Below are 25,051 nucleotides of genomic sequence, written 5' to 3'. Positions count from 1 at the left end.
GGAACTTCACCCCCGCCACACACCTTCTTTCCTCAAATCATCCATGGTCCGCGAAATGCCCTCGCGCAAAATGCCGACCATGTCGTCGATCTGCTCGCGCGTGATGATCAGCGGCGGCGACATCACGCACATGTTGATCAGCGGCCGCACCAGCAGGCCGAGCTCATGGCAGTGGGCGTCGATGCGTTTGCCGACATCCTTGTCGAGTTGCAGCGGGTCCTTGCTTTCACGGTCGGCGACGCATTCGACGCAGCCCATCAGCCCAGCGCCGCGCACCTCGCCGACCAGCGGCAGCTCCTCCAGCGTCTTCAGCCGCGCCTGGAAATAGGGCGCCACCGCCTGCGTATGGGCGAGCAGGCCCTCTTCCAGCAGGTCGAGGTTTTTCAACGCTACGGCGCAGCCGACGGGATGGCTGGTGTAGGTCAGGCCATGGCCGAACATCGCATCGGGATGGTTCGAACGGCGCAACTCTTGCAGCAGCCGTTCAGAGATGATGACGCCGCCGAGCGGGAAATAACCCGAGGTGACGCCCTTGGCGAAGGTGATCATGTCGGGATCGATGCCGAACACCTCGCCCGAGGCGAAGACATGGCCAAGCCGGCCGAAGCCCGTGACCACCTCGTCGGAGACATAGAGGATGTCGTTGTCGCGGCAGATCTCGCGGATGCGCTTGAGATAGCCGTCCGGCGGGATCACGACGCCTCCCGAGGCCTGCACCGGCTCGCCGACGAAAGCACCTATTCTGTCGGCGCCGACGCGGGCGACCGTGTCGCGGAACTGGTCGACGAGGACGTCGGTGAAGGCGGCAAGGCTCATGCCTTGCGGACGGCGGAACGGATCGGGTGAGGATAGTTTGATCACCAGCTCGTCGGCGCCGTCCATCCAATCGCGGTCGCGTGGGCGGCCATTGAGCGAGGCCGACAGATAGGTCGAGCCGTGATAGGCGCCGCCGCGCGACAGGATCAGCTTCTTTTCCGGTCGACCGCGCACATTGTTGTAGAACTGCATGAAGCGCAGCGCCGTCTCCACGGCCGAAGAGCCGCCGGTCGTGTAGAAGACATGGCTGAGGTCGCCCGGCGCATGGCCGGCGATACGCATGGCAAGTTCGGCCGACGGCGCGTTCATCGTGTACCAGGGCGTGTTGTAGGACAGCGCCATCGCCTGGTCATACATCACCCTGGCCAGTTCCTCGCGGCGGTGGCCGACATTGACGCACCACATGCCGGCAGGCCCGTCGATCAGCCGTTTGCCGGTGTTGTCGGTGATGTAGATGCCATCGCCTTCGCCGATCAGCGCGCGGGCTTCGGCACCGACGGAACCGGCATAAGGCCAGGGCTGGATGAGATGGCGCTTGCCCAGTTCAATGGCATCGTCGCCGCCGGACGTCGCCATTTCGGTCGCCTTCAGGTCCCTCACCGCAGCCATTGTCGTCTCCACATCTCTGTCGATTTTTCCTTGAACCTCAAATTTGGCGGCAAACGCCGGAAATGGCGGCTTTCTTCACCTAATTTTGAATGTTCGTTCAATCAATATCTCAGAAATAGCGCTTGATTTCAATCCACGGATGCGCGCATGATGAAAGAAAGCCGGCAAGCTAGGAACGCGACCAGCAAAAGTGGTAACCGGTTTTGCATCCGATCGCGTTCCAAGGATAAGTGGGAACAAACAGCCGGCGTCAGCACAATGGGATGCCGCATGGCGGAACAGTCCAGGCCAGCAACCGAGATCACGCCCGGAGCCCTGCCCCCCGGAGGCTGGCAATGACGGCGGCAGTGGAAGGGTCGCCCCCGTTGCGCATGACGCGGGCCAGACGAAATGCCCTTCTGCACTCCGAACCCGTCCAGGGCTTTGCCCTGATCAGCCCGACCTTTCTCTACGCCCTCATCCTCCTGGTCCTGCCGATCCTGGTGGTCATCGCCCACTCCTTCTGGACGCAGCACTACCTGACCATCGACCGCACCTTCACGCTCGAAAACTACCGCGTGGCGCTGACCGAGCCGATCTACCGCGATCTGTTGTGGCGCTCGCTCTACATCTCGCTGACGGTCAGCCTGTTCACCGTCATCCTCGCCTACCCGATCGCCTACTTCATTTCCTTCCACGGCGGCCGTCACAAGAGCCTGTGGCTGTTCCTCATCACCATCCCGTTCTGGACCAGCTATCTCTTGCGCGTCATGTCGTGGAAGGTCATCCTCGGCTATAATGGCGTGCTCAATTCCGGCCTGATTGGCCTCGGCATCATCGACGAGCCGTCGACGGCTCTGCTCTACAATTCGAGCGCCGTCATCATCACGCTGACCCATGCCTGGGCGGCCTTCGCCATCCTGCCGATCTTCGTCTCGTTGGAAAAGGTCGACCGCACGCTGGTCGAAGCCGCCACCGATCTCGGCGACGGTCCCTTGCGTTCATTCCTGCGCGTGACGTTGCCGCTGTCGGCGCCGGGCGTCATCTCGGCGGCGCTGATTGTCATGATCCCGACTGTCGGCGATTATGTCACGCCGAAGCTGGTCGGCGGCAAGGACGGCGTGATGATCGCCAACGCCATCCAGGCGCAGTTCGGCAAAGCCGCCAACTGGCCGCTGGGTGCCGCGCTTTCCGTCACCACCATGCTGATCGTCACCCTGATGGCCGGCGCCACGGTTCTGATCATCCGCGCACTGCAGAGGCTGGCACGATGAGGGTGCGGGGCTTCCTGTCGGGCGGCTGGCTGTCCGTTTATGCCTTCCTCTATATCGTCTTCCTCTATCTGCCCGTGATTTTCCTGCCGATCTTCTCGATCAACACGGCGCCGACGCCGAAATTCCCGCTCACCGGCTTCACGCTGCAATGGTATGCGGACCTGCCGCACACGCCGGCCCTGCTGGATGCAGCCTGGAACAGCCTGAAAGTCGGCGTCTGCGCGTCGGTTCTGGCCACCGTGCTCGGCATCCTCGCCGCCCGTTCGATCACCCGCTATCGCTATCCAGGCCGCCGCACCATCAACGGCCTGATCATGGCGCCGCTGGTGCTGCCCGAGGTGATCGTCGCCATCTCGATGCTGCTGGTGATGCTGCAGCTGGGCCTCAGCCTCTCGCTGTTCACGGTCGTGCTCGGCCACGTGCTGGTCTGCATTCCCTATTCGATGACGGTGCTGACTTCCGGCTTCGAGGGCTTCGACCGCAGTCTGGAGGAAGCCTCCGCCGATCTCGGCGAAAGCGCCTTCGGCACCTTCCGCCGTGTGACGCTGCCGATGGTGGCGCCGGCCATCATCTCCAGCCTGCTCGTCTGCTTCACCATTTCGCTCGACGAGTTCATCATCGCCTTCTTCCTGACCGGCACCGAAGCGACGCTGCCGATCTACATCTGGGGCCAGTTGCGTTTCGCCTCGAAACTGCCCGGTGTGCTGGCGTTGGGCACGCTGCTTCTGGTTGCCTCCTTCCTGTTGATGACAATCGCCGAAATCCTGCGCCGCCGCGCGGCCAGACGCACCCAGAACGAGGGAGGCCTCTATGCCTGAACAGCCGCCGATCGAGCGCCCCCAGGCGGACCGGACCCAGTCTGATCGGGCCCAAGCTGACCGAGCCCAGCCTGATCGGGCAATGATCGAGATCCGCAACGTCACCCGCAGCTATGGATCGTTCAAGGCGCTGGACGACGCGTCCCTAACCATCAGGGAGGGCGAATTCTTCTCGTTGCTCGGCCCCTCCGGCTGCGGCAAGACCACGCTTTTGCGCATGATCGCCGGCTTCGACAACCCGACCAGCGGATCGATCGCGGTCGGCGGCCAGCCGATGGAAGGCATCCCGGCCAACCGCCGGCCAACCAACATGGTGTTCCAGAGCTATGCGATCTTCCCGCACCTCAATGTCGAGCAGAACGTCGCCTATGGGCTGAAGCGGCTGAAGCTGCAGGGCGGTGAGGAGAAACGCCGCGTCGAGGAGGCGCTGGCGCAGGTCTCGCTGACCGGGCTCGGCAAGCGGCTGGCGACCGAATTGTCCGGCGGCCAACGCCAGCGCGTGGCGCTGGCCCGCGCGCTGGTCATGCGGCCCAAGGTACTGCTGCTCGACGAACCGCTGTCGGCGCTCGACAAGAAATTGCGCGAGCAGATGCAGGTCGAACTGCGCCGGCTGCAGCAGGCCGTCGGCATCACCTTCGTACTGGTCACCCATGACCAGTATGAAGCGCTCGCAATGTCCGACCGCATCGCGGTGATGTTTGGCGGCAGGATCGCGCAGGTCGCCTCGCCCAAGGAAATCTACCAGCGCCCGGTCAACCGCCAGGTCGCCGACTTCCTCGGCGGCATGAACTTCGTCAAGGCCGAGATCGTCGAGGAGAACGGCGCCTCGCTGATCGTCGACACGCTCGGCTTCGGCCGCGTCAAGACCGACAAGCCGAAGGCCTTCGTGCGCAATGGCGGCGCGGCAACGCTGGGGATCCGACCCGAGCGCCTGCGCGTGCTGTGGGACAATGCCACGGCAAAATTCGAGGTTGCCGGCAAGGTGGTCGAACGCCATTATTTCGGCGAGATCACCCATCTGATCGTCGAGATACCGGGGCTGGAAAAGCCGCTGTCGGTAACCGAAACCAATGATTTCGGCGCCGACGACATTCCCGTAGGCACCCCGATCCGCCTTGCCTACGATCCCGAGGCGCTGGTAGCGATGGGGGATTGAAGCATGATCCCCAAAAGTGGAAACCGGTTTTGTCGGACAAACCGGAACCGGTTTTGTCGGACAAACGGAAACCCGTTTTGTCGGACAATCGCGAACCCGTCCTGTCCAGGGATCATGCTCAGCTAACAAGCTCGGCGATTATCTTTCTCGCCGCGATGCGCCCGGCGACGATCGCGCCTTCGACATAGCCGGGGAATGACGGCGACAGTTCCGAAGCGGCAAAATGCACTGGCGGCGCGCCCGCGAGAATCGTCCGCTCGGCATCCCTGGCCGTCACGTCGACGATGAGGTCGCTATAGGCGCCGCCGCTCCAGCGATCCTTTATCCAGTCGCGTGAGCTGAAATCGACGGCATCGCCGGCATCCGGGCCGAGAGCGTCCTGCAACCGGGTGACCACTTCCGTCCGCAGTCCCGCCTCGTCGAGCGCACGCCAGCGCAACGCCAGCGGCCCGCCAACGAAGACGACGAGCGCGGCATGCTCCCCGTCCTTGCTGGCGTCGCAGGCAAAAAGCCCCGGCAGGTCGCGCCACATCACCATGCCGCTCAAACCCTGCTCGCGCCAGAATGGCCTGGGATAGCGCACCAGGATCTTGATCACCGCGCCGCTCTGCCAGACGCCAAGCGCCTTCGCGAGTGCCGCCGGCAAGGCCGGCGCGAAAGCGAGTCTTGCGGCCGTCGCCGGCGGCAGCGCGACCAGCACCTGGCGCGCTTCGATCACGCCATTGCCCGTGACGACACGAACACCTTGCGGCCCATGCTCGATGCGCGTGACCGGTTCGCCGAGCCGTACCCGGTCGCCGAGATCGCCAGAAAGATCCTCGGCCAGCGACTGCATCGTCTCGCGCAGAAAGTATTGCAGCTCCGGCACCTCGTTGGTGATGCGCCGGTCATTGTCGATCAGGTACCAGAGTGGCACCCTGTCCATCGGCAGGCACCACAGGCCTTCGATCATCGAGCGGAAAGCCTTCCTGGCGTCGATGGGATCATGCTGTTGTTCCAGCCAGGCGGCGACGCTCATGCCTTCTATCGACGGGTCGTCCGGCTCGATGCCGTTCATGCGCTCGCGGATCGCCATCGCGCCGTGATAGGTCTGCTTGGCATCCTTGGCCGGCATCGACGGATGCGTGATGAAATCACCCTCGACATAGGTCTCGACGAATGTCTTGCCGCGCGCCTTCGCCAGCGCCATCACTTCCGGCATGTCCTCGCACAGGAATTGGCCGCCGCTATCGAGCCGCTCGCCAAGCCCATTCCGAACGGCTTCCACTCGCCCGCCGACACGGGCGCGTGCCTCAAGCAGCACAAAACCTATGCCGGCCTGCTTCAGCTCAAGCGCCGCCGACAGGCCGGTAAAGCCGGCACCGACGATGACGACGTCGGTTCTTTCGATTTTGTCGTTCAATAGCCGGCCTTGATCTTCTCGAATTCGTCGACCATGCGCTTCTTCAATTCGGGCGCGACCGGCTGCTGGAACAGCGTCTTGTCGAGGAACTTGTCGATATCGTCGAAGCCGCGCTCGGCCAGCACCTTGTGGTCGATCGCGGCCATGCCGGCGCTGTTGCCATGGCCGTAGCCAAATGTCGTGACCATGAATTTCGAAATATCGGGCGCATTGACCGCATTCAGGAAATCATAGGCCTGGTCGAGCTTGCCCGGCGCGTCCTTCATCAGCACGTAGCCGCACACCCAGGTGGACAAGCCTTCCTTGGTATCGCGGTTCATGGCGACGGGAACGCCTTGCCCGTTCATCGCGATCAGTGTCTGGCCCCAGCCCCAGGCAAGGTCGACCTCATTGCCGGAAAAAGCCTGGTCGATATCGCTCGAGTCGGTCCAGTAGAGACGCACGTTCTTGTGCACCTGGCGCAGGAAATCGGACGCCTCCTTGAACTGCGCGTCGGTCATCTTCGTCCAGTCCTTCAGGCCGATGACCAGGCTCGCCAGCGCGTAGGCATCGTCGACATTGTCGCCGATGGTGACGCGACCCTTGAATTTCGGATCGGCCAGGATCCGCAGCGACTTCGCCTCATCGCCCGTCACATTGTCGGTGCGGTAGAGCAACGCCGTGTTGCCCCAGTCGAACGGCATGAACCAGGCCTTGCCGTCGGCCGTGGTGGCGAGGTTCTTCATCGCCATGATGCCGGGATTGAGGTCTTTCCAGCCCGTGATCTTTGACGTGTCTAGCGGCTGCAGCAGGCCCGCGTCGCGCCACTTCGCCACGCTTTGAGAACAGGGATGGGCAATGTCGGCCTTGAAGCCAGCCCGCATCTTCTCGAAGGCCTCGTCCTCGTCGCCGAAGAAGGCAAAGGTCGGCTCGGCGCCGTGTTTGGTGGTGTAGGCGGGATGCAGCAGCGGATCCTCGTAACCGGACCAGTCGAACACCACGAGATCGCCGCCACCTTCCGCCCAGGCATAGACCGCGCCGGCGCCGATCGTGCAAGCGGCTGCAAGCGCCAGGCGGCGTAGCATCGGCGTCATGGCGAAACTCCCCCATCGCGAAAAAGCTGCTGCGAGGTTAGGAGATATTGTCCGCTTTGGCGAGGCCGTCCGCCCGCCATGCCGGCAACGGACGGGCAGTCAGGACAAGATCAATATCCGGCTTTGATCTTCTCGAATTCGGCGATCATCTTCAGCTTGAGATCCGACGGCAGCGGCGACTGGAACAGCGTCTTGTCGACGAATTTCTGCACGTCGTCATAGCCTTTTTCCTTGAGGATCGCCTGGTCGACGCCGGCCATGCCCTTGGCGTTGGCCTGGCCATAGCCCCAGTCCTTGACCAGCACCTTGGCGGTCTCCGGATCGTTGATGGCGTTCAGATAATCATAGGCCTTGGCGATATTGCCGGGCGCGTCCTTGAACAGCACATAGCCGCAGACCCAGGTCGAGATGCCTTCATTCGTATCCTTTACCGACTTGATCGGCACGCCCGCCTTGACGGACTGCACCGTCGCATCGTTCCAGGCCCAGGCGAGGTCGACCTCGCCGCCCGACAGCAACTGGACGATATCGGTGGTGTCGGTCCAATAGGAGCGGACGTTCTTGTGTACCTGGCGCAGGAAATCGGAGGCCTGCTTGAACTGGTCGTCCGTCATCTTGGTCCAGTCCCGCAGGCCGATGGCGAGGCTCGCCAGCGCATAGGCGTCGTCGACATTGTCGCCGATCGACACCCGTCCCTTGAACTTCGGATCGGCGAACGCCTTCAGCGACTGCACATCCTTGGCGTCGATCTTGGAGGAGTTGTAGGTGAGCTGCGTGTTGCCCCAATCCCAAGGCATGAACCACGCCTTGCCGTCATCGGTGGTGGCGAGGTTTTTCATCGCCATGATGCCGGGATTGAGGTCTTTCCAGCCCGCGATCTTCGACGTGTCGAGCGGCTGCAGCAGGCCCGCCTCACGCCACTTCGTCACGCTCTGCGAGCAGGGATGGCCGAGATCGGCCTTGAAACCCGACCGCACCTTCTCGAACGCCTCATCCTCGTCGCCGAAGAAGGCGAAGGTCGGCGAATCGCCGTTCTTCTCGACATATTTCGGATGGAAGCTCGGATCCTCATAGCCGGACCAATCGAACACGATCAGGTCCTTGTCGGCGGCAACGGCGAACGCTGCCGCGGAAGCCGCGAGCGCGCCGCCCAGCGCCAATGTCAATGTCAGGCGTCGGCTAAGGTTCTTCATGCTGTTCCATCCTCTTTTGGTCTTGCCGGTCTTGGCGGCCGGCTGTTGCTAACCGTAGTGCTTCGGGAAGGCCGCGGCCAAAAAAGCGTTGGCAGCCTGCAAGGCTGTTTCGCGCGTTGTGTCCTCGGTGCCCATCATCAGCCGCAGCCACAGCCCTTCCAGCATGGCCGACAGCGCCAGCGCCATCACCTGCGGCTCATAGGCATACGAGCCGCTCTGCTTGAGCGTCGTGCAGAGATCGATGAAGACCTGCTGGTAATAGGCATCGCGTGAACTGCTCAGCGCCTGATAGGTCGGACGCGATTTGGCCTCGCCCCAAAAGGCCAGCCAGGCGGCGAGCTTGCGCTTGTTGCAGATCGAGCGGTCGAAGTCGGCCCACACCAGTTGCTGCAGCTGCCGCGCCGGATCGTCGCCTGCCTTCTCCAGGGAGGCGCGCCAATGCGCCGAATACTCGTCATACATGTGTTGCAGCGTCGCGATCAGCAGCTTTTCCTTGCTCTCGAAATGGAAGTTAACGATGCCGCGCGACAGGCCCGCGCCATCGGCGACATCGGCCATCGTCGTCTCGGCATAGCCGCGCTTGGCCAGCGAATCGATCGTCGCCTCGATCAGCTGCAGCTGACGGACCTCCTTCGAAGCCTTGCGTCCGCGTTTTTCGGCATCGCCCTTTCGCGCCGTTTCGGCGAGAATGTTTCTGGCCTCGGAAGTCTTCATGGATGTGACGGTCTCCAGCATTGCCGGCTATCCAACCGGCTTCCAACCGCGCAGATGAGTGGGGCGGTGCTCGCCACTGTCAAGCACCTTCTGCATGGCCTCCCAGGTTCGGATGTTCTTGTCGACATAGGCAGCGCCGACCACGGCGGCGACCGGCGCATAGAGCGGCCCTTTCAGCCTTTGCAATTCGCCGCGCGCCACCTCGCGGTACCAGGGATTGCGGTCCCTGACGGTGACGTCGGCGAAGCCCGCTCCTCGCATCGCCTGCGCATAGCGCGCCGGCGAGGCCATGGCGAAGGACAGCCCTTCGGCGGCGATATAGGCCTTCATTTCGGGTGAGGGTTCGCCATCATGCCCGATCATCCAGTTGGAGGCGGCAAAGACGCCGCCCGGCTTCAGCACGCGGAAGATTTCGGCGAACAGGCCGTCCTTGTCCGGCACATGCAGCAGTGCATCCTTGGAAAAAACGGCATCGAAGGAGCGATCGGCGAAAGGCAGCGGTCCGGGTGGCGCCTGAACGAAGCTGACGCGGTCCGAGAACCCGCGCTCGGCTGCTCGCCGCCTAGCCGCGTCGATCACCGGCTGCTCGACATCGAAACCGGTGGCGTGGGCGGCGCCATGGCGCTGGACCAGACGCAGGGTGATGCCACCGGAGCCGCAGCCAACGTCGAGGATCGTCTTGCCCTCGAGCGAAAGCCCTTCGACGACCCGGTCGACCTCCTCAGGCCCGCCCGGCGACAGATAACCATCGCCCCACAGCGCCTCGAGGAAACGGATGGCGGTGTCGTCATACTCGGCATCTGCCGTTTCGATCATCAGCCCTCGATCCCAACCGATGAATGCTCGTTTCGAACGCCGGCAAAGCCTAGCGCATGCGTGAGAAAACGCAACATGATTTGTTGAACATTCATTCAGTATGGCTGGACAGAATGGCCGATATCGTGCCAAATTCCATATGTTCGGGAACGGATCACGCAAAAATGAACAGCGGGTCGCACAGAGCAATTCCAGGAAAAGCGTGGGTGGCTTTGCCTTGGGAATTGCGCGGAAACAATGAGACTGGGCCACAATGAAAGCTTGGGACGCGATCATCATCGGCGGCGGACACAACGGCCTGGTCAATGCCTGCTACCTGCAGCGCGCGGGGCTGGATGTGCTGGTGGTGGAGAAGAACGACTGGCTCGGCGGCGCGGCCACCAGCCGCGAGCTGACGCCGGGCTTCCTCTATTCCAATTGCTCCTATGTCTGCTCGCTGTTTCGCCCCGAGATCATGCGCGACCTCGAACTGCCGCGCTTTGGCCTGCAGGTCATTTCCTATGAGGGCGGCGCGGTGTTCACCCGCGACGGCGACTATCTCGCCAATTACCGCGACCATGATGCACATCGGCGCGAATTTGCCCGCTTCTCCAGGCGCGATGCCGAGGCTTATGACCGCTACGCCCGCGACGTGACGCGGCAGTGCCGCTTCATCCAGCCGCTTTTGATGCGCACCGCGCCCGACCCGACCAGCCTCAAGCCGCGCGACATCGGCGAGTTGCTCTATCTCGGCAAGAAATTCGCAGGCCTGTCGGCGCAAGAGATGGCGCTGACGCTGCGCTTCTGGACCATGTCGATCTCGGACTTCCTCGACGAGTATTTCGAGACAGATGTCATCAAGGCGAACTTCGCTTTGTCCGGCATCATCGGCACCGCGCTCGGGCCGATGTCGCCCGGCACGGCCTACGTGCTCTTGCACCACTATATGGGCGAGGTCGACGGCTCGGTCGGCGCCTGGGGCTATGCGCGCGGCGGCATGGGCGCGGTCACCAGGGCGCTGGCCGCGTCGTTCAAGGCCTCGGGCGGCACCATCCGCACCGGCGCCGAGGTCGACCATGTGCTGGTGAGCCGAGGCAAGGCCAAGGGCGTGGTGCTGGCCGGCGGCGAGGAAATCTACGGCAAGGTCGTCGTCTCCAATGCCGACGTGAAGCGCACCTTCCTGAAGCTGGTCGAGGAAAAGGAACTGCCCGACATTTTCCTGCGCCGGGTCAAGAACTTCAAGCTCCGCGGCTCCTCCGGCAAGGTCAACATCGCGCTCGATTCGCTGCCGGAATTCCCGGCGCTGCCGAAGGACTCGCCAGTCTATCGCGGCGACATGCATTTCACCGATTCGATCGGGCGCATGGAGCGCGCCTATGACGACTGGAAGGCCGGGCGCTGGTCGGCCGACCCCTTCCTCGACATGGTCATCCCGACAACGCTCGATCCGACCATGGCGCCGCCTGGCAAGCACTTCATGAGCTGCTTTGTGCAATACGCGCCACCCAAAGTGAACGGCCGCGACTGGACCGGTACCGACCGTGACGGCTTCGCCGAAAGCGTGGTTGCGCAAATCGCCGAGTACTCGCCGGGTTTTCGCGACCGCGTCGTCCACATGGAGGTGCGCACGCCACGCGAAATCGAGGCGGAGGTCGGCTTGACCGAAGGCAATATCTTCCAGGGTGAACTGACCTTCGACCAGCTTCTGTTCAACCGCCCGGTGCCGGGCTACGCGCAATACCGCTCGCCCGTCGGCGGGCTCTATATGTGCGGCTCCTCGACCCACCCGGGCGGCGGTGTCATGGGCGCGCCCGGCCGCAATGCAGCAGTGGAAATCCTGCGCGACCTCGCCAAATCAACCTCGCATATGAGCCCGGCCCATGACGTCATTTGATGCAATCGTCATCGGCGGCGGCCACAACGGCCTTGTCGCCGCGGCCACGCTGAGCAAGGCCGGCCGCAAGGTGCTGGTGCTGGAGGCCGGTAGCGAAGTCGGCGGCGCCGCGCGCACCGAGGAATTCGCCCCGGGCTTTCGCGTCTCTTCGGTCGCTCATCTGCTGAACCGTCTGCATCCCGATGTGGCGAAGACACTCGAGCTGGAGACGCATGGACTGCGATTCGCCCGCGCCGCCTTCCTGCCGTCGGTGGCACTGTCGAAGGACGGCCCGGCGCTGATGCTGCATGGCGCCTATGGCGAGGTCCTGACCGGCGCCAGTTCCTCCGAACAGTCGGCCTGGAAGGGCTTGCGCGCGCAACTGTTGCGCCATGCCGGCATCCTGAAGCCCTTTCTCTCGCGCCGCCCGCCCGATCTCGCCGGCATGTCGTTGCTGGAGACCGCGGGGCTCGGCCAGACCGCTCTGGCGCTGAAAAAACTCGGCAAGGAAGACATGCGCGACTTCCTGCGCGTGCTCTTGATGAACGTTGCCGACCTGCTCGACGAACAGCTCGAAGATGACAGGCTGAAAGGCCTGCTCGCCTTCGACGCGACGCTCGGCAGCCATCTCGGCCCGCGCTCGCCGACCTCCCTGCTCGGGCTCTACTATCGCCTGGCGGGCGAGACCGGCGGAGCGGCCGGCGCGCAGGTCCTGCCGCAAGGCGGTATGGGCGCAGTCGTCGCCGCCATTCGTGCCGCGGCGGAAAAAGCCGGCGTCATCATCCGCACATCGGCTACCGCAGCGAAAATCATCGTCGAGAAGGGCCATGCCGTCGGCGTCGCGCTCGACACTGGCGAGGAATTGCGCGCCAGGACCATTGTCTCGGCCATCAATCCGGCGACCACTTTCCTCGACCTTGTCGGACCACGCGAGATCGACACCGGTTTCCTGCGCAAGGTGAAAAACATCCGCATGAAGGGCGATGCCGCCAAGCTGCATCTGGCGCTCGACCAGCCGCCCCAATTCACCGGCGCCGATGCCGCCGCTCACAAGGGCCGTCTGGTCATCGCGCCCTCGCCCGACCATGTCGAACGCGCCTTCAACCCATGCAAGTATGGCGAATTCTCACCCGAGCCGGTGCTCGAAATCACGCTGCCCAGCCTCGCCGACACATCGCTTGCGCCTGATGGCGCCTGCGTGCTGTCGGCGGTGGTGCAATACGCGCCCTACGCGTTGAAGGAAGGCTGGGCTGCCGGCAAGCCGAAATTCCTCGAGGCAATCGTGGCGCGGCTCGAGGCTTACGCACCCGGCATCGGCAAGAGCGTTGTCCATGCCGAGCTGTTGACGCCGGCCGATATCGAGGCGCGCTACCGCATGCCTGGCGGCCACTGGCACCATGGCGAGCTGCAGGCCGACCAGATGCTGATCTCGCGTCCCCTCACCGGCTGGTCGGGCTACGACACGCCGCTCGAAGGTCTGTTCCTGGCCAGCGCCGGCTCGCATCCCGGCGGCGGCGTCTCCGGCGCTCCCGGCCTCAACGCGGCGCGGCGCATCATTGCAATGAAGGGATAGGTCATGGCCCAGGCAACCAGGAAGAAGCCCGTTGCAAAGACAGAAGACGCGGCCGTTTCCGCCCGCATAGCCGCGCAATCCCATTTCCGCACGCTGCGCCTCGGCACACCGTTCCAGCCGCGCCTCGACGCACTGGCCAAGACCCAGGACTGGTACAACTGGGCCGGCTATCGCGCGCCGCATTCGCTGTGGGACGAGGAGTTGGAATATTTCGCCATACGCAGTCAGGCGGCTTTGTTCGACATTTCGCCGATGACCAAATACCGGGTCGAAGGGCCGGACGCCGAAGCCTTCCTCGACCGCGTCACGCTGCGCGATGTCACCAAGCTCAGGCCCGGCCGCGTCCATTACACGGCATGGTGTGACGACGAGGGCTTTGTCCTTGACGACGGCACGCTGTTTCGCTTGTCGCTGACGCGCTTCCGCCTGTGTTCGCAGGAGCGGCATCTGCCCTGGCTGCTGGATAGCGCCGTTGGATTCGATGTGACGGTCGAAGAAGAGACCGAGGCCGTCGCCGGGCTCGCCCTTCAAGGCCCAACCTCCTTCGCCGTGCTGCGCGAGGCCGGCTTTGCCGGCGTCGAAAAACTCAGGGTCTTCGACCTTGCGGATTTCCGGCACGACGACACAACCGTCACCATCTCGCGCACCGGCTTCACCGGCGATCTCGGCTACGAACTGTTCGTTTCTGCCGACAAGGCCCTGAGCCTCTGGGACCGGCTGATGGCAGCGGGCGAACCGCGCGGCATCCGCGCCATCGGCTACACTGCCCTCAACCGCACGCGGATCGAGGCCGGGCTGATCGTTGCCAATGCCGACTTCACCACCGCCGAGCACGCCATCCGGGCCGACCGCTTGCGCCGGCCCGACGAGATCGGGCTCGGCTTCATGATCGATCCGCAGAAAGCCCATTTCAACGGCCGCCGCGCCATTCTCGAGGCGCGCGTCAAACGCAGGCTGCGCCATATGCTGGTGGGGCTGGAGATCGAGGGCAACATCCCGGCCGAACACGCGATCGTTTATCACAAGAAGCATCAAGAGGTCGGACTGGTCAGCGCCGCCATGTGGTCGCCAATGGCCAAGCGCAACATCGCCATCGCCTCGCTGGCGCGGCCCTATGGTGATACCGTCGTGGAAGACCTCTGGGTCGAGATCTACGCCATGCGCGAGCTGCAGTATCAGAAGCTGATGAAACGGGCCAAGGTGGTGGCGCGGCCCTTCATCAAACTCGACCGCCGCACAGCCAATCCGCCGGCGGATTTCTGACCATGGCCGACGAAGCCGAGCTGGAGGCGGCCGAGCAGTGGGAGCTGGTCAAAACGCCGCTCGGCGAGAAATGGTCCGGACGCACGCGCTATGCCGCCGCCATGTTCTTCTACAAGCGCGGCGAGATGAGCGCCGAGACGCTTGAGGTCTACCGCATCTGCGCGCGGCTAGATTCGGAGAACCCGCTGCCGATCATCCGCGACCGCGGCGTCGGCAAGGATTGGCTCAAAAGGATCGGTTTCGAGTAGCGCCTGGGCGCTACCCAATGGTTCTTTCGAGCATGCTCAGCCAGTTGCGGTAGGCGATCTTCTCGATCAGGGCACGGCCAAAACCACGCGCGGCCAAGGCATCGATCAGCTTCGGCAGGCCGGCGACGTCGCCGATAACCGCCGGGATCATGGCGCCATCAAAATCCGAGCCGAGGCCGACGCCGTCTTCGCCTAGCGCCTGCAGCAGGGAATCGACATGGCGCACCATGATGTCGAGGCTGGTGTCTGCATTCATGCGGCCGTCCTCACGCAGAAAGCCGGTGGCGAAGTTCAGCCCGACCATGCCCCCGGACTCGCGAATGGCGCCGAGTTGCCAGTCGGTGAGATTGCGCGAGTGGGTGCATAGCGCATGCACGTTGGAGTGGGTGGCGACCAGCGGCGCGTCGCTGAGACCGGCGACATCGCGAAAACCCTTCTCGTTGAGATGCGAAAGATCGATCATGATCTTCAGTTCGTTGCAGGCCTTGACCAGCGCCTTGCCGGCATCGGTCAGCCCCGGGCCGGTATCGGGCGACGACGGAAAGCGGAACGGCACGCCATGGCCGAAAGCATTCGGCCGGCTCCAGACGATGCCGAGCGAGCGCAGGCCGGCGGCATGCAACACGTCGAGCATGGTCAATTCCGGATCGATCGCCTCGACGCCCTCGATGTGGAACACCGCAGCGATCGTGCCTTTGGCCATGGCGTTGCGCACATCGCCGGCGCTGCGGCAGACAGCCAGAGCCCCGGCCCGTTCCAGCCGGAACAGAATGGAAGCCATCGCGATCGTCGAGTTGAGCGCATCGGCGCGCGGCACCTCCGGCGGCAGCGGCTCGCTGTCGCTCGGCGCCAGGGGCACGGCGCTGCGCCTGGCCTTCTCGATCGGCGGCGGAAAGATCGCGAACATGCCGCCGGCGAAGCCGCCCGCCTTGGCGCGCGGCAGGTCGATATGGCCGCCCGACTTGCCTTCGACGAACAGCTTTTCGGCGTCCCTGTCCTTCGACTGATACAGCCTCAGCAGCGTATCGTTGTGACCGTCGAAGACGGGGACGAGGTCGGTTTCGGTCATCGGGGGATCATTCAGTTCGTTTGTCGGCACGGCGAGATATCATATCTAGGCAAGATATCTGGTCGCGGCAAATGACAAAGCCAACCGGCAGCGGGGACTGCCACTTTGTCCCCCCGCTGTAGCCAATCGATGACGTGCCTGCGTCTCCTAGTGCTTCAGCACGTCAGCCCATTCCGCGTGGCGGCGGAACTGGGCGTTGGCGAACGGGCAAAGCGGGATGATTTTCTTGCCCGCCGCGCGCGCATCCTCGACGGCGCGGGTGACGAGCCGAAGCCCGGCACCCTGGCCGCGAAACGCGTCCGGCACTTCGGTGTGGTCGATGATGATCTGGTGTTCACCGATCTTGGTGAAGGTCATCTCGGCCTCGGCGCCACCAGGCCCGCGCAGCACATAGCGCCCTTTGGAGCCGCGGTCTTCCAGTTCGATTTCAGGCAGTTGGTCGGGCATGTCTAAACTCCTTGAGCGACACCGGCAAAGAGCCGCCGCGCCGCTTCGATTTCATTTGGCCGCACCTCGTGCCCGCCTTCGTGCCATTCCACTGTGACATCGGCGCCGTCGGCACGCAAATAGGCTTCGAGCCGCGTCGTCAGGTTCGGCGGGCAGATTGGATCGCGCTTGCCGGCGGTCAGCAGCATGTGACGGCCGGCAAGGCTGCCCTCGACCTGCGGTTCGAACGGGATCAGCGGATGCATTAGCACCGCGGCGTCGAACAGCTCGGGCTCGGCGAACACCACGGACGCCAGTATGTTGGCGCCGTTGGAATAGCCGAGACCAAGCACCGCCGACGGCTTCGCCGCTTCGACATGCCCCTTGACGAAGGCCACCATCTTGTCCGTTGCCCGCGCCAGGTCGTCCATGTCGTAGACGCCCTCGCCGGTGCGACGAAAGAAGCGCGCCGCACCGTATTCGGACACATCGCCGCGCGGCGAAATGATGGTGGCCTGGGGCACGAGATCGCGTCCAGGCGACAGAAGCTGGCTCTCGTCGCCGCCGGTGCCGTGAAAGACGAAAAGCATGGGGCCGCCCGGCGAACCGGGCAGCACCTTATGGATGTAAGCGTCCGTGCTCATGGCCTCAGCCTTCCAGCTTCTGCAGATGCTGTTCGAGATAGGGCCGCAAATGCTGGTGCTGCGTCGGCAGCTTCAGCGCTTCGCCCAGATGCGCGGTGTCCTCATCGCGGTCGAAGCCCGGCTCGTTGGTTGCGACTTCGAACAGAACGCCGCCCGGCGTGCGGAAATAGATCGCCCAGAAATAATCACGGTCGATCACCGGCGTCACCCCATAGCCCGTATCCATCAACGCCTTGCGCACTTCGAGCTGCTTGGCGCGGTTCTCGACGGCGAAGGCGACGTGATGCACCGAACCGGCGCCGAGATCGGCGAAGGCAGCAGCCGGCAGCGATTCGATATCGACGACATCGGCGCCGTTGCCGTTCTTCACCGCAAGCCGCCTGACATTGCCTGACTTATCGACTTCCTCGTAGCCCATGAATTTCAACAGCTCCTCGGTGGCGCCGCCATCCTTCAGCCTGAGCGAAACCGAGTGAAAGCCGCGGATCGCTTCGTCGGTCGCAATGCCGCCTTTGGCCCACGGCGCTCTGCTATCCGCCTTGTCCTCGACAAGCGCGAAACCGTCGCCATCGGGGCCGGCAAACCTGAGCCGCTTCTCACCAAAACTCTCCTCGCGGGAAACGCCGCTCACGCCTTCATCAGCGAAGCGCTTTTCCCAATAGGCGAGCGTGCCTTCCGGCACGGAATAGACCGTGGTGCCGACCTCGCCGACGCCGGGACGGCCCTTGCCGATGTTGGGAAACGGAAAATAGGTCATCACCGAACCGGGCGTGCCAACCTCGTCGCCATAATAAAGGTGGTAAACGTCGGGCGCGTCGAAATTGACGGTCTTCTTGACCCGGCGCAGGCCGAGCTTGTGGGTGAAGAAATCATTGTTCTGCCGGGCATCCTTCGCCATCGAGGTGACGTGATGCAGGCCCTTGATCTGGTCGAGCATTATGTCGCTCCTTCCCTTGTTGTTTGTGCGGCCTTCGCCGCTGTCCACGCCAATATGAGGACATGGCCGCCTGCGGCAAAGGCGGCAAACACAGAATGGACTGTGCTGTAAAAGTGAACAGTCAAAAGAATTTTGTTCACCGAACGACTAATGCGGGCGGTCTTGCGCCCTTGCTGGAAATCGGCTCCATGAATGGCATTCGACCATGCAGCGAAAGGTATCGCGAGTGACAGGAAAAGCCAGGCGCCCGAACGTTCTCCTGATCACTTGCGACCAATGGCGTGGCGATTGCCTGTCGGCCGCCGGTCATCCCGTGGTGAGGACGCCGAATGCCGACGCGCTTGCCGCCGAAGGCGTGCTGTTCAAGCAGCACTATGGCGGTGCGGCGCCTTGCGCGCCGGCGCGTGCCTGCCTCTACACCGGTCTCTACCAGATGAACAACCGCGTCTGCCGCAACGGCTCACCGCTGGACGCCCGTCACGGCAACATCGCGCAGCACGCGCGCAGCATCGGCTACGATCCGACGCTGTTCGGCTACACCGACGTGTCGCTCGACCCGCGCCTGCTGACTTCAGGTGATCCGAGGCTGAAAACCTATGAAGGCGTGCTGCCCGGATTCACGGTGCGTCAGCTGCTGCCCGAGCATCAGAAGCAGTGGCTGTCCTGGCTGAAGCAGCAGGGCATCGATGCCAGCGCCGGATCTCCGGACATCCACCGTCCTGTAGGCGATGAAGACGATGACACTGTGACCGAGGCGCCGCCAATCTATTCGAAGGACCATACGCCGGCGGCCTTCCTTGCCGGTGAATTCATCCGCTGGCTCGGCGAGCAGGAACAGGCCACGCCCTGGTTCGCGCATCTCTCCTTCATCAGCCCGCACCCGCCCTTCATCGTGCCGGAGCCCTACAACACGCTATACGATCCGGCCGACGGCCCGGCATTCCACCGCGCGGAGAGCTGGCGGGCCGAAGCGCAGAGCCATCCCTATCTCGCCTATGATCTCAGCCGGCGGAACCGCGCGAAATTCCGCCCCGGTGCCGCAGGCAAGGTGCATGACTGGAGCGAGGATGATTTCCGACGCATCCGAGCGATTTATTACGGCATGATCTCGGAGGTCGATGCACAGCTTGGCGTGATATGGCAGGCGCTCAAGCTTTCATGCGCGTGGGACGACACCATCATTGTCCTTACCTCGGACCATGCCGAGATGATGGGCGACCATTTCATGCTGGGCAAGGGCGGCTACTTCGACGGCAGCTACCACATCCCGCTGATCATTCGCGATCCGCGGCATCGCAAGGCGGCCGGCAGCACGGTCGATCGCTTCACCGAAGCGGTGGACATCTTGCCCACGCTTATAGACCTGCTTGGCGAGCCCCCTGAACCGCACCTTGACGGATGCTCGCTGAAACCATTCCTGAGCGGCGGAAGCCCCGCCGCCTGGCGCGACGCCGCGCACTGGGAGTTCGATTTCCGCTCGATCGCGGACGGCGAGGCCGAAGCGCATTTCGGCATTGCCTCGCGCCAGTGCAACCTGGCTGTCATCCGCACCAAAAAATTCAAATACGTGCATTTTGGCGGCGGCTTGCCGCCCCTGCTTTTCAACGTCGAGGCAGATCCTGGCCAACTGACCAACCTCGCCACCAGCCCTGCGCATCTGTCCACCCGCCTGCAATTCGCTGAGCGGCTTCTCGCCTGGCGGGCCGAACATCTCGACCAGTCGCTGGCGCTGGCGGAACTCACGGAAAATGGCGTGGTGGGACATGTGAGCAAGGGAATAGGCAGTAGGGAATAGGGCTTGCCTACTGCCTACTGCCTACTGCCTACTGCCTACTGCCTACTGCCTACTGCCTACTGCCTATCTGCCTACTGCCTACTTCACAATCATCCGCTGCTGGTCGCGCTTCTCGGCATAGCTGCCCTTGTCATAGGCAGGCTGCGCCTCGAGCTGTTCCTTGGTGAAGGTCGTGTAGAGATATTTCTTGCCGTTCTTGTCGGTCATGAACTTCAGATTATCCAGGCCGACCGCCACCTCCTTCTCGCCGATGCCAAGGAAGCCGCCGACATTGACGATGACCGCATCCGTCTTCTTGTCGGGCGTCAGCACGACATCGCCGATCTCGCCGACCTTGGCGTCATTGGCGCCGTAGACAGTGGTACCCTTCAGATCGCTGGCCTTGATCTCGCCGACCGGCATCGCGGTCAGCGTCGACTTGTCGATGGCGGCGGTCTGCGTCTGGTCAGGAGCGGTAGCATCAGGGGTCGTAGCCGCTGGTGCTTCGGCCGTCTTGTCCGCAGGCGCGGCAGCAGGAGCCGTGGTCGCGGCCGGCGCAGTTGCCGCCGGCTCATTGGTTGCCGTGGTTGCCGGCGCCGGATCATAGGCCTTGCGGTTGAAATCCGGCTGCGCCTGCAGCGCCTCCTTGGTGGTCTGCGCCACCAGCCAGCGGTCGCCATTCTTCTCCGCCCACTTAGCCTTGTTGAAGTCATAGGTGACATTCTTGGCGCCTAGGCCAAGGAAGCCGCCGACACCGATCACCAGAGATTCGGCCTTGCCTTCCTTGGACAGCACGATGTCGTTGACGCTGCCAATATTCTGCGCATCGTCGCCCGTGCCGTTATAGACGGTCTTGCCGATGATGTTGGTGGCGAGATTGCCATCAGCACGCTTCACCGGCTCGGCCGGCGCGGCTGCAGGGGCCTGTGCGGTATCCGTCGTCGCAGGCGCTTTCGGTGCTGCCGCGTCGGTGGAAGTGGCAGGAGCCGGCGTTGGCCCGTAGGGCTTGCTGTCGAACTCCGGATGCGCCTTCAGCTCATCCTTGCTTGTCTGGGCAACCAACCAGCGGTCGCCGTTCTTCTCGGCCCATTGCAGCTTGTCATAGTCGAAGGCGACATTCTTCGCCCCGACGCCCAGAAAGCCGCCGACGCCGATGACGACGGATTTGGCCATGCCGTCCTTGTCGAAGACGACATCGCTGACCTTGCCGATGTTCTCGGCGTTATCACCGGTGCCGTTATAGACGGATTCGCCGATGATGTTGGTGACGATGCTGCCTTCGGCGTGCGGCACCGGAGCGGCCGCAGCCGGCTCCTGGACGGCCGGTGGATCGGCCGGAGCAGGGTTCGTACCGCTTTGCGCGAGGGCGCCCGTCGCGATCAACGTTGTGAGTGCGGTCGTGGCTAAAAGGGTGCGTATCATGATAGTCTCTCCTGGTGCGTGATTTCGTGCACGCCGCGCCCGATTGAACCGTCGCTGGGAAGATCGGGCGCGGCATCTCTATGGTTCACAAACGTCGTGACCATGCTGTTGTTCCGACAAAATTGGCGTGGATTTCGTGCGGAAAACACGCAGCAGTTGCGCGGGCGGCTGGAGAACACGCGTTGAATTGCACCGTTTCCAACGGAACCATTCCGGCATCGCCACGTTTCAGCCTCCGGCTGGGTTCGTCCTGGCCCGTTTTGGGCTGACAACGGAGCGGGGCATGAAATTTGCAGCGGTGCTGAACCAGGATGGCGGCACCTTGCGCACCACCGACCTCGCCGCCTTTTCCGACAGGATGCGCCAGACGCTGGAAGCGGCAGGCCACTCCTTGAGCATCGACGTGGTTGCCGGCAAGGACGTTGTCGAAACCCTCGACAACGCCGCCTCGCGTCGCACCGTCGATGTCGTGCTGGCGGGTGGCGGTGATGGAACCATTTCGGCGGCGGCCGCGAGGCTGATGGGCAACAAAAAGGCGCTTGCCATCTTGCCGGCCGGCACCATGAACCTGTTCGCGCGTGGCCTCGGCATTCCGCAGTCGCTCGATGCCGCGCTGAAATCCTTCGCCGACGGTGAGATCATCGCCGTCGACATGGCCACCGCCAACGGCCGGCCCTTCGTCCATCAATTCTCGATCGGCATGCATGCCAAGATGGTGCAACTGCGCCAGGGGATGGAATTCGGCTCGCGCCTTGGCAAGATCGGAGCCTCGGCCAAAGCGGCATGGGCGACAATCAAGAACCCGCCGGCGATGAACGTCACGCTCACTGTCGGCAAGGCCGAGATGACGGCGCGCATCTCAGGCATCGGCGTCACCAACAATCTGTTCGGTGAAGGCCATCTGCCTTATGCGGACAATCCTTCGGGTGGCGTGCTCGGCATCTATGTCACGGTGGCGCAGCAGCGCGCCGAACTAATGAAATTCCTCTTCAACGTGGCGCGCGGCAGATGGCGCGACAACGAACATGTCGAGATCCACCAGGCCGACCGCACCGTCCTGAAAATCCATTCCGGCAGCAGAAAGTTCCGCGCCGTCATGGATGGCGAACTGGTCAGGCTCGAGCGTGAGACGACGATCGAAATCCAGCCCGGCGCGCTGAACGTCCTGGTGCCGGCCAGCATCGCCGCGGCAAAGGCCGCCTGATGCGATCTCCAACGATGACGGCCGAAAATCTAGCCGCTTGGTGCACTTCCTTGCTGCGTCGCCGGTGTCTTGGCCACCTCGCCATAGATTTCAGCGATGCCCCAGGCCGCAAAGGCCAGAAGCAGCGCGGCGATCAGGATACGCAAGCCATGCCAACCCCACCGCCCCTGCCGCGCCTTGTCCTGAGGAATGATCTTGATCATGGCCGGTCCTTGTTTCGTTTTGCGCCTGTTGGCGCACTCGGCAAATCACGGTCGGGTAACGGTTCCTCGCTAGGATGGTTCCGGGAGGCCCGCTTGCGGTGGGCAGGCGGATCGGCAAGACGGCGAAGGCCGGCATGGGCATTTGGGGATTGGGGTGGATAGCAAGACGGAAATAGGGGCGAGCCTGCCGGCCGAGGTGGCGCTCGCGGTCAATGCCGAGGACCGGCTGGCCGTGCTGAACGGGCTGGAGGTGCTGGATACGGCGGCCGACCCGGATTTCGACCGCATCACCAGCCTTGCCGCGGCTGTGATGCAAGCGCCCACCGCCCTTGTCACGCTCGTCGATATCGAGCGGCAATGGTTCAAGTCGTGCTTTGGCCTCGACGAGACCGAGACCGCGACGAGCATCTCCTTCTGCGCCCACGCCATCGCCGCCGGCGACGAGCCCATGGTGGTGACGGACGCGACGACGGACCCGCGCTTCAGAGCCAGCCCGCTGGTCACCGGCAGGCAACATGTGCGCTTCTATGCCGGCGCGCCGATGGTGGTGGCAGGCGTCAGGATCGGCACGCTGTGCGTGCTCGACCGCAAACCGCATGCCTATCCCTCCGGCGCCAAGCTGGACCAGTTGAAGACGCTGGCCGGCCTCGCCGCCAGCCTGTTCACCTTGAAGGACGCGACCCGCAGCGGCGCCATTGCCGAGGCGGCCCTGGCGCGCGAGGAAAAGCGGCGCGCCATCGCGCTCGACGCGGCTTCGCTCGCCAGCTGGGCCTGGGATATCCGCACCGACATGATCGAATGCGATGTCCGGCTGTCGGAACTGTTCAACCTGCCGCGCTCGACCCGGCTGCGGGCGCGCGACATCCTGACCGCCATCGATCCCCGCGATGTCTACCAGACCGAGACCCGCTTTCGCGATGCCCTGTCCGGCAGCGACGACTATTTCGGCGAATACCGTGTGAAGGGCTTTCATCCGCCGCGCTGGGTGGCCACGCGCGGCCGCGTCATCGAGCGCGACGGCGCCGGCAAGCCGACGCTGATCTTCGGCGTCAACTACGACATCTCTGAACGCAAGCTCGGCGAGGAGCGGCAGCGGCTTCTGCTGCGCGAGCTTAATCATCGCGTCAAGAACACGCTGGCGACCGTCCAGGCGCTGGCGACGCAGACCGTGCGTCATGCCCGCCAGCCGAGCGAATTCCTTGAGGCCTTCGGCGCCCGGCTTCAGGCGCTGGGCATCGCCCACAATCTCTTGTCCGACCGCGAGTGGCGCGGCATCGGCATCCGCGAACTCGTCCAGATCGAGATCAGGCCCTTTGACACCGCCGACCAGCCGCGTATCGCCGTTTCCGGCGCCGACCTTTTGCTGTCGCCCGATCAGGCCGTCGGCCTCGGGCTCATCCTGCACGAACTGGCCAGCAATGCGCTGCAATATGGATCGCTGTCGATTGCATCCGGCAAGGTCGATCTCGACTGGAAGACGCAAGGCAGGAAGGGCAACCACCGCCTGGTGCTGACGTGGCGCGAAAGTGGCGGCCCTGAAGTCGTCCCGCCGGAGCGCCACGGCTTCGGCTCGATCCTCATCCGCCGCAGCCTGGCCAAGGTCATTTCAAGCGAAGTGACCCATGAATTCCGCAGGGAAGGCGTCTTCGCCCAAATATCGATGCCGCTGGAAGATCTGTCCAAATGACGTATCTCTGATTCCAGGCCGACGCTATTTCCCCTTGCCGGCATCAGGATCGTCGGGCTTCACATTCTCGCGGTAGATGGCATAGGCGGCGAGCGCCACGGCCGGGCCTAGAATGACGCCGAGGCCACCCTTTCCCTTGAGCAAGGCCGGCAGCACGGCGAGTGCCGCCGTGATGCCGATCGCCTTCAGGTCTGCACTGCGCCGCCTTGCCTCGCGGCGGGCACGGGCGCCGGACATCAACAGATGGATCAGAAGAACGAGGCCGGCGATCACCAGAAAGCCGACGCCGAAGCCAAGCGCCGCGGCGAACGATCCATAGCGGGCGGCGGCCCAGATATAGGCTGCCCCGACCAGAAAGCCGAGACCGCACAAAGCCGCCAAAGCGGCGAGCGCATAGACAATCGCCGTCGTACGCGCGCGACGTAGGGCGGCCACGGTTTCACCCGAGGCGAAACCCGAGAGCAGGGATGCCAACAGTCCCATTTGGGTGGAACTAGCGCCGCGCAAGCAGCGCGAAGAGGAAGCCGACACCGGCGGCGATCGCCAGCGACGTCACCGGCTTTTCGCGAACATTTGCCAGCAGCTGTGCCTCGATGTCCTTGGCACTGCCGCGCAGACTGTCAAACGCAGCTTCACCCTGGACGCGCAATTGCTCAACGCCCTCGGTGGCCGCGCGGCGGGCCGTGCCATAGCCGTGTTCGCCAGTTTTGGCCAACTGCTTGGTGAGCTTGTCGATATCGGCCTTCAACTGCCTTATGTCGGCTTCGAGATCCGAATTCGCCCGCGCTTCATTGGCGGTCTTCCCTGCAGCGGTTGCCATTGCTTAACTCCTTGTGATTGCTCGATTTCAAACGCGCCTTGCGTCTCAAGGTTCCGGCATCGGGACAAACTAGCCGAAA

At 63.5% G+C, this 25,051-nt stretch carries 24 protein-coding genes; 10 read left to right on the top strand and 14 right to left on the bottom strand.

Annotated features, from left to right (window positions below; genetic code table 11):
• Nucleotides 1-6: 6 nt before the first annotated feature.
• Nucleotides 7-1,425 carry an aminotransferase gene (locus ACWGS8_RS02225; RefSeq protein WP_454579398.1) on the bottom strand — a complete coding sequence of 473 codons (1,419 nt, stop codon included), beginning with the start codon at nt 1,423-1,425 and terminating at the stop codon, nt 7-9.
• Between the two features lie 335 nt (nt 1,426-1,760).
• Between ACWGS8_RS02225 and ACWGS8_RS02220 the strand changes: the two genes are divergently transcribed.
• The 3 genes from ACWGS8_RS02220 to ACWGS8_RS02210 all read left to right on the top strand — a co-directional run bounded on the left by ACWGS8_RS02220 (nt 1,761) and on the right by ACWGS8_RS02210 (nt 4,652).
• Nucleotides 1,761-2,678, top strand: coding sequence for an ABC transporter permease (locus tag ACWGS8_RS02220; protein ID WP_454579397.1), 918 nt, complete (start codon nt 1,761-1,763; stop codon nt 2,676-2,678).
• Entirely contained in the window at nt 2,675-3,496 is an 822-nt protein-coding gene (locus ACWGS8_RS02215; protein WP_010911859.1) for an ABC transporter permease, read from the top strand. The genes ACWGS8_RS02220 and ACWGS8_RS02215 overlap by 4 nt, the downstream gene beginning before the upstream one ends.
• Before the next feature lie 82 nt (nt 3,497-3,578).
• A complete protein-coding gene (locus tag ACWGS8_RS02210) occupies nt 3,579-4,652 on the top strand; it encodes an ABC transporter ATP-binding protein (protein ID WP_019861565.1) in 1,074 nt (357 codons plus the stop codon).
• A 118-nt stretch (nt 4,653-4,770) separates the two neighbouring features.
• Here ACWGS8_RS02210 and ACWGS8_RS02205 read toward each other — a convergent pair whose 3' ends face one another.
• The 5 genes from ACWGS8_RS02205 to ACWGS8_RS02185 all read right to left on the bottom strand — a co-directional run bounded on the left by ACWGS8_RS02205 (nt 4,771) and on the right by ACWGS8_RS02185 (nt 9,850).
• Entirely contained in the window at nt 4,771-6,054 is a 1,284-nt protein-coding gene (locus tag ACWGS8_RS02205; RefSeq protein ID WP_454579396.1) for a flavin monoamine oxidase family protein, read from the bottom strand.
• A complete protein-coding gene (locus ACWGS8_RS02200; protein ID WP_454579395.1) occupies nt 6,051-7,127 on the bottom strand; it encodes an extracellular solute-binding protein in 1,077 nt (358 codons plus the stop codon). Before ACWGS8_RS02200 ends, ACWGS8_RS02205 begins: the two co-directional genes overlap by 4 nt.
• 110 nt (nt 7,128-7,237) lie before the next feature.
• Nucleotides 7,238-8,320: an ABC transporter substrate-binding protein gene (locus tag ACWGS8_RS02195; protein WP_454579394.1), complete on the bottom strand. Its 1,083-nt coding sequence runs from the start codon at nt 8,318-8,320 to the stop codon at nt 7,238-7,240.
• A gap of 48 nt (nt 8,321-8,368) precedes the next feature.
• Nucleotides 8,369-9,055: a transcriptional regulator BetI gene (gene betI / locus ACWGS8_RS02190; protein ID WP_454579393.1), complete on the bottom strand. Its 687-nt coding sequence runs from the start codon at nt 9,053-9,055 to the stop codon at nt 8,369-8,371.
• Between the two features lie 6 nt (nt 9,056-9,061).
• A complete protein-coding gene (locus ACWGS8_RS02185; protein WP_454579392.1) occupies nt 9,062-9,850 on the bottom strand; it encodes a class I SAM-dependent methyltransferase in 789 nt (262 codons plus the stop codon).
• Between the two features lie 253 nt (nt 9,851-10,103).
• On the opposite strand from ACWGS8_RS02185, the gene ACWGS8_RS02180 reads away from it, so the two are divergent.
• The 4 genes from ACWGS8_RS02180 to ACWGS8_RS02165 are packed head-to-tail and all read left to right on the top strand — an operon-like array spanning nt 10,104 to nt 14,786.
• A complete protein-coding gene (locus tag ACWGS8_RS02180) occupies nt 10,104-11,723 on the top strand; it encodes a phytoene desaturase family protein (protein WP_454579391.1) in 1,620 nt (539 codons plus the stop codon).
• Nucleotides 11,710-13,275: a phytoene desaturase family protein gene (locus ACWGS8_RS02175; protein ID WP_454579390.1), complete on the top strand. Its 1,566-nt coding sequence runs from the start codon at nt 11,710-11,712 to the stop codon at nt 13,273-13,275. Before ACWGS8_RS02180 ends, ACWGS8_RS02175 begins: the two co-directional genes overlap by 14 nt.
• A 3-nt stretch (nt 13,276-13,278) precedes the next feature.
• The gene (locus ACWGS8_RS02170) at nt 13,279-14,538 is read left to right on the top strand and encodes an aminomethyltransferase family protein (RefSeq protein ID WP_454579389.1); all 1,260 of its coding nucleotides are present in this window, start codon (nt 13,279-13,281) and stop codon (nt 14,536-14,538) included.
• Between the two features lie 2 nt (nt 14,539-14,540).
• The gene (locus ACWGS8_RS02165; RefSeq protein ID WP_454579388.1) at nt 14,541-14,786 is read left to right on the top strand and encodes a hypothetical protein; all 246 of its coding nucleotides are present in this window, start codon (nt 14,541-14,543) and stop codon (nt 14,784-14,786) included.
• 10 nt (nt 14,787-14,796) lie between these two features.
• Here the strand turns inward: ACWGS8_RS02165 and ACWGS8_RS02160 are convergent, their stop codons facing one another.
• From ACWGS8_RS02160 to ACWGS8_RS02145, 4 genes are all read right to left on the bottom strand, one after another.
• A complete protein-coding gene (locus ACWGS8_RS02160) occupies nt 14,797-15,855 on the bottom strand; it encodes a dipeptidase (RefSeq protein WP_454579387.1) in 1,059 nt (352 codons plus the stop codon).
• 147 nt (nt 15,856-16,002) lie between these two features.
• The gene (locus tag ACWGS8_RS02155; RefSeq protein WP_010911871.1) at nt 16,003-16,302 is read right to left on the bottom strand and encodes a GNAT family N-acetyltransferase; all 300 of its coding nucleotides are present in this window, start codon (nt 16,300-16,302) and stop codon (nt 16,003-16,005) included.
• Nucleotides 16,303-16,304: 2 nt separating this feature from the next.
• Nucleotides 16,305-16,925 carry an alpha/beta hydrolase gene (locus ACWGS8_RS02150; RefSeq protein ID WP_454579386.1) on the bottom strand — a complete coding sequence of 207 codons (621 nt, stop codon included), beginning with the start codon at nt 16,923-16,925 and terminating at the stop codon, nt 16,305-16,307.
• 4 nt (nt 16,926-16,929) lie between these two features.
• Nucleotides 16,930-17,862 (bottom strand): ring-cleaving dioxygenase, encoded by a 933-nt coding sequence (locus ACWGS8_RS02145; protein WP_454579385.1) that lies wholly within the window; start codon nt 17,860-17,862, stop codon nt 16,930-16,932.
• A 226-nt stretch (nt 17,863-18,088) separates the two neighbouring features.
• On the opposite strand from ACWGS8_RS02145, the gene ACWGS8_RS02140 reads away from it, so the two are divergent.
• On the top strand, nt 18,089-19,657 hold the full coding sequence (locus ACWGS8_RS02140; RefSeq protein WP_454579384.1) for an alkaline phosphatase family protein: 1,569 nt from the start codon (nt 18,089-18,091) through the stop codon (nt 19,655-19,657).
• A 78-nt stretch (nt 19,658-19,735) separates the two neighbouring features.
• Here the strand turns inward: ACWGS8_RS02140 and ACWGS8_RS02135 are convergent, their stop codons facing one another.
• Nucleotides 19,736-21,058 carry a PRC-barrel domain-containing protein gene (locus ACWGS8_RS02135; protein WP_454579383.1) on the bottom strand — a complete coding sequence of 441 codons (1,323 nt, stop codon included), beginning with the start codon at nt 21,056-21,058 and terminating at the stop codon, nt 19,736-19,738.
• Between the two features lie 283 nt (nt 21,059-21,341).
• Here ACWGS8_RS02135 and ACWGS8_RS02130 point away from each other — a divergent pair, with 283 nt between their 5' ends.
• On the top strand, nt 21,342-22,262 hold the full coding sequence (locus ACWGS8_RS02130; RefSeq protein WP_454579382.1) for a diacylglycerol/lipid kinase family protein: 921 nt from the start codon (nt 21,342-21,344) through the stop codon (nt 22,260-22,262).
• A gap of 29 nt (nt 22,263-22,291) precedes the next feature.
• On the opposite strand, the gene ACWGS8_RS02125 is transcribed toward ACWGS8_RS02130, so the two are convergent.
• A complete protein-coding gene (locus tag ACWGS8_RS02125; RefSeq protein ID WP_454579381.1) occupies nt 22,292-22,465 on the bottom strand; it encodes a hypothetical protein in 174 nt (57 codons plus the stop codon).
• 154 nt (nt 22,466-22,619) lie between these two features.
• Between ACWGS8_RS02125 and ACWGS8_RS02120 the strand changes: the two genes are divergently transcribed.
• Nucleotides 22,620-24,152, top strand: coding sequence for a sensor histidine kinase (locus tag ACWGS8_RS02120; protein WP_454579380.1), 1,533 nt, complete (start codon nt 22,620-22,622; stop codon nt 24,150-24,152).
• A gap of 24 nt (nt 24,153-24,176) precedes the next feature.
• On the opposite strand, the gene ACWGS8_RS02115 is transcribed toward ACWGS8_RS02120, so the two are convergent.
• Nucleotides 24,177-24,635, bottom strand: coding sequence for a hypothetical protein (locus tag ACWGS8_RS02115; RefSeq protein WP_454579379.1), 459 nt, complete (start codon nt 24,633-24,635; stop codon nt 24,177-24,179).
• A gap of 10 nt (nt 24,636-24,645) precedes the next feature.
• Nucleotides 24,646-24,972, bottom strand: a complete 327-nt coding sequence (locus ACWGS8_RS02110) for a DUF883 family protein (RefSeq protein ID WP_454579378.1) — start codon at nt 24,970-24,972, stop codon at nt 24,646-24,648.
• Between the last annotated feature and the right edge of the window lie 79 nt (nt 24,973-25,051).

The sequence above is a fragment of the Mesorhizobium sp. 43Arga genome, from assembly GCF_053714255.1.
This window is presented reverse-complemented; position numbering and strand designations above follow the sequence as displayed.

Excerpts from the sequence above, each read along its gene's own strand:
- ACWGS8_RS02225 (WP_454579398.1), bottom strand. The coding sequence starts at position 1,425 with ATGGCTGCGGTGAGGGACCTGAAGGCGACCGAAATGGCGACGTCCGGC.
- ACWGS8_RS02220 (WP_454579397.1), top strand. The coding sequence starts at position 1,761 with ATGACGGCGGCAGTGGAAGGGTCGCCCCCGTTGCGCATGACGCGGGCC.
- ACWGS8_RS02215 (WP_010911859.1), top strand. The coding sequence starts at position 2,675 with ATGAGGGTGCGGGGCTTCCTGTCGGGCGGCTGGCTGTCCGTTTATGCC.
- ACWGS8_RS02210 (WP_019861565.1), top strand. The coding sequence starts at position 3,579 with ATGATCGAGATCCGCAACGTCACCCGCAGCTATGGATCGTTCAAGGCG.
- ACWGS8_RS02200 (WP_454579395.1), bottom strand. The coding sequence starts at position 7,127 with ATGACGCCGATGCTACGCCGCCTGGCGCTTGCAGCCGCTTGCACGATC.
- ACWGS8_RS02195 (WP_454579394.1), bottom strand. The coding sequence starts at position 8,320 with ATGAAGAACCTTAGCCGACGCCTGACATTGACATTGGCGCTGGGCGGC.
- betI (WP_454579393.1), bottom strand. The coding sequence starts at position 9,055 with ATGCTGGAGACCGTCACATCCATGAAGACTTCCGAGGCCAGAAACATT.
- ACWGS8_RS02185 (WP_454579392.1), bottom strand. The coding sequence starts at position 9,850 with ATGATCGAAACGGCAGATGCCGAGTATGACGACACCGCCATCCGTTTC.
- ACWGS8_RS02180 (WP_454579391.1), top strand. The coding sequence starts at position 10,104 with ATGAAAGCTTGGGACGCGATCATCATCGGCGGCGGACACAACGGCCTG.
- ACWGS8_RS02175 (WP_454579390.1), top strand. The coding sequence starts at position 11,710 with ATGACGTCATTTGATGCAATCGTCATCGGCGGCGGCCACAACGGCCTT.
- ACWGS8_RS02170 (WP_454579389.1), top strand. The coding sequence starts at position 13,279 with ATGGCCCAGGCAACCAGGAAGAAGCCCGTTGCAAAGACAGAAGACGCG.
- ACWGS8_RS02165 (WP_454579388.1), top strand. The coding sequence starts at position 14,541 with ATGGCCGACGAAGCCGAGCTGGAGGCGGCCGAGCAGTGGGAGCTGGTC.
- ACWGS8_RS02160 (WP_454579387.1), bottom strand. The coding sequence starts at position 15,855 with ATGACCGAAACCGACCTCGTCCCCGTCTTCGACGGTCACAACGATACG.
- ACWGS8_RS02155 (WP_010911871.1), bottom strand. The coding sequence starts at position 16,302 with ATGCCCGACCAACTGCCTGAAATCGAACTGGAAGACCGCGGCTCCAAA.
- ACWGS8_RS02150 (WP_454579386.1), bottom strand. The coding sequence starts at position 16,925 with ATGAGCACGGACGCTTACATCCATAAGGTGCTGCCCGGTTCGCCGGGC.
- ACWGS8_RS02145 (WP_454579385.1), bottom strand. The coding sequence starts at position 17,862 with ATGCTCGACCAGATCAAGGGCCTGCATCACGTCACCTCGATGGCGAAG.
- ACWGS8_RS02135 (WP_454579383.1), bottom strand. The coding sequence starts at position 21,058 with ATGATACGCACCCTTTTAGCCACGACCGCACTCACAACGTTGATCGCG.
- ACWGS8_RS02130 (WP_454579382.1), top strand. The coding sequence starts at position 21,342 with ATGAAATTTGCAGCGGTGCTGAACCAGGATGGCGGCACCTTGCGCACC.
- ACWGS8_RS02125 (WP_454579381.1), bottom strand. The coding sequence starts at position 22,465 with ATGATCAAGATCATTCCTCAGGACAAGGCGCGGCAGGGGCGGTGGGGT.
- ACWGS8_RS02115 (WP_454579379.1), bottom strand. The coding sequence starts at position 24,635 with ATGGGACTGTTGGCATCCCTGCTCTCGGGTTTCGCCTCGGGTGAAACC.
- ACWGS8_RS02110 (WP_454579378.1), bottom strand. The coding sequence starts at position 24,972 with ATGGCAACCGCTGCAGGGAAGACCGCCAATGAAGCGCGGGCGAATTCG.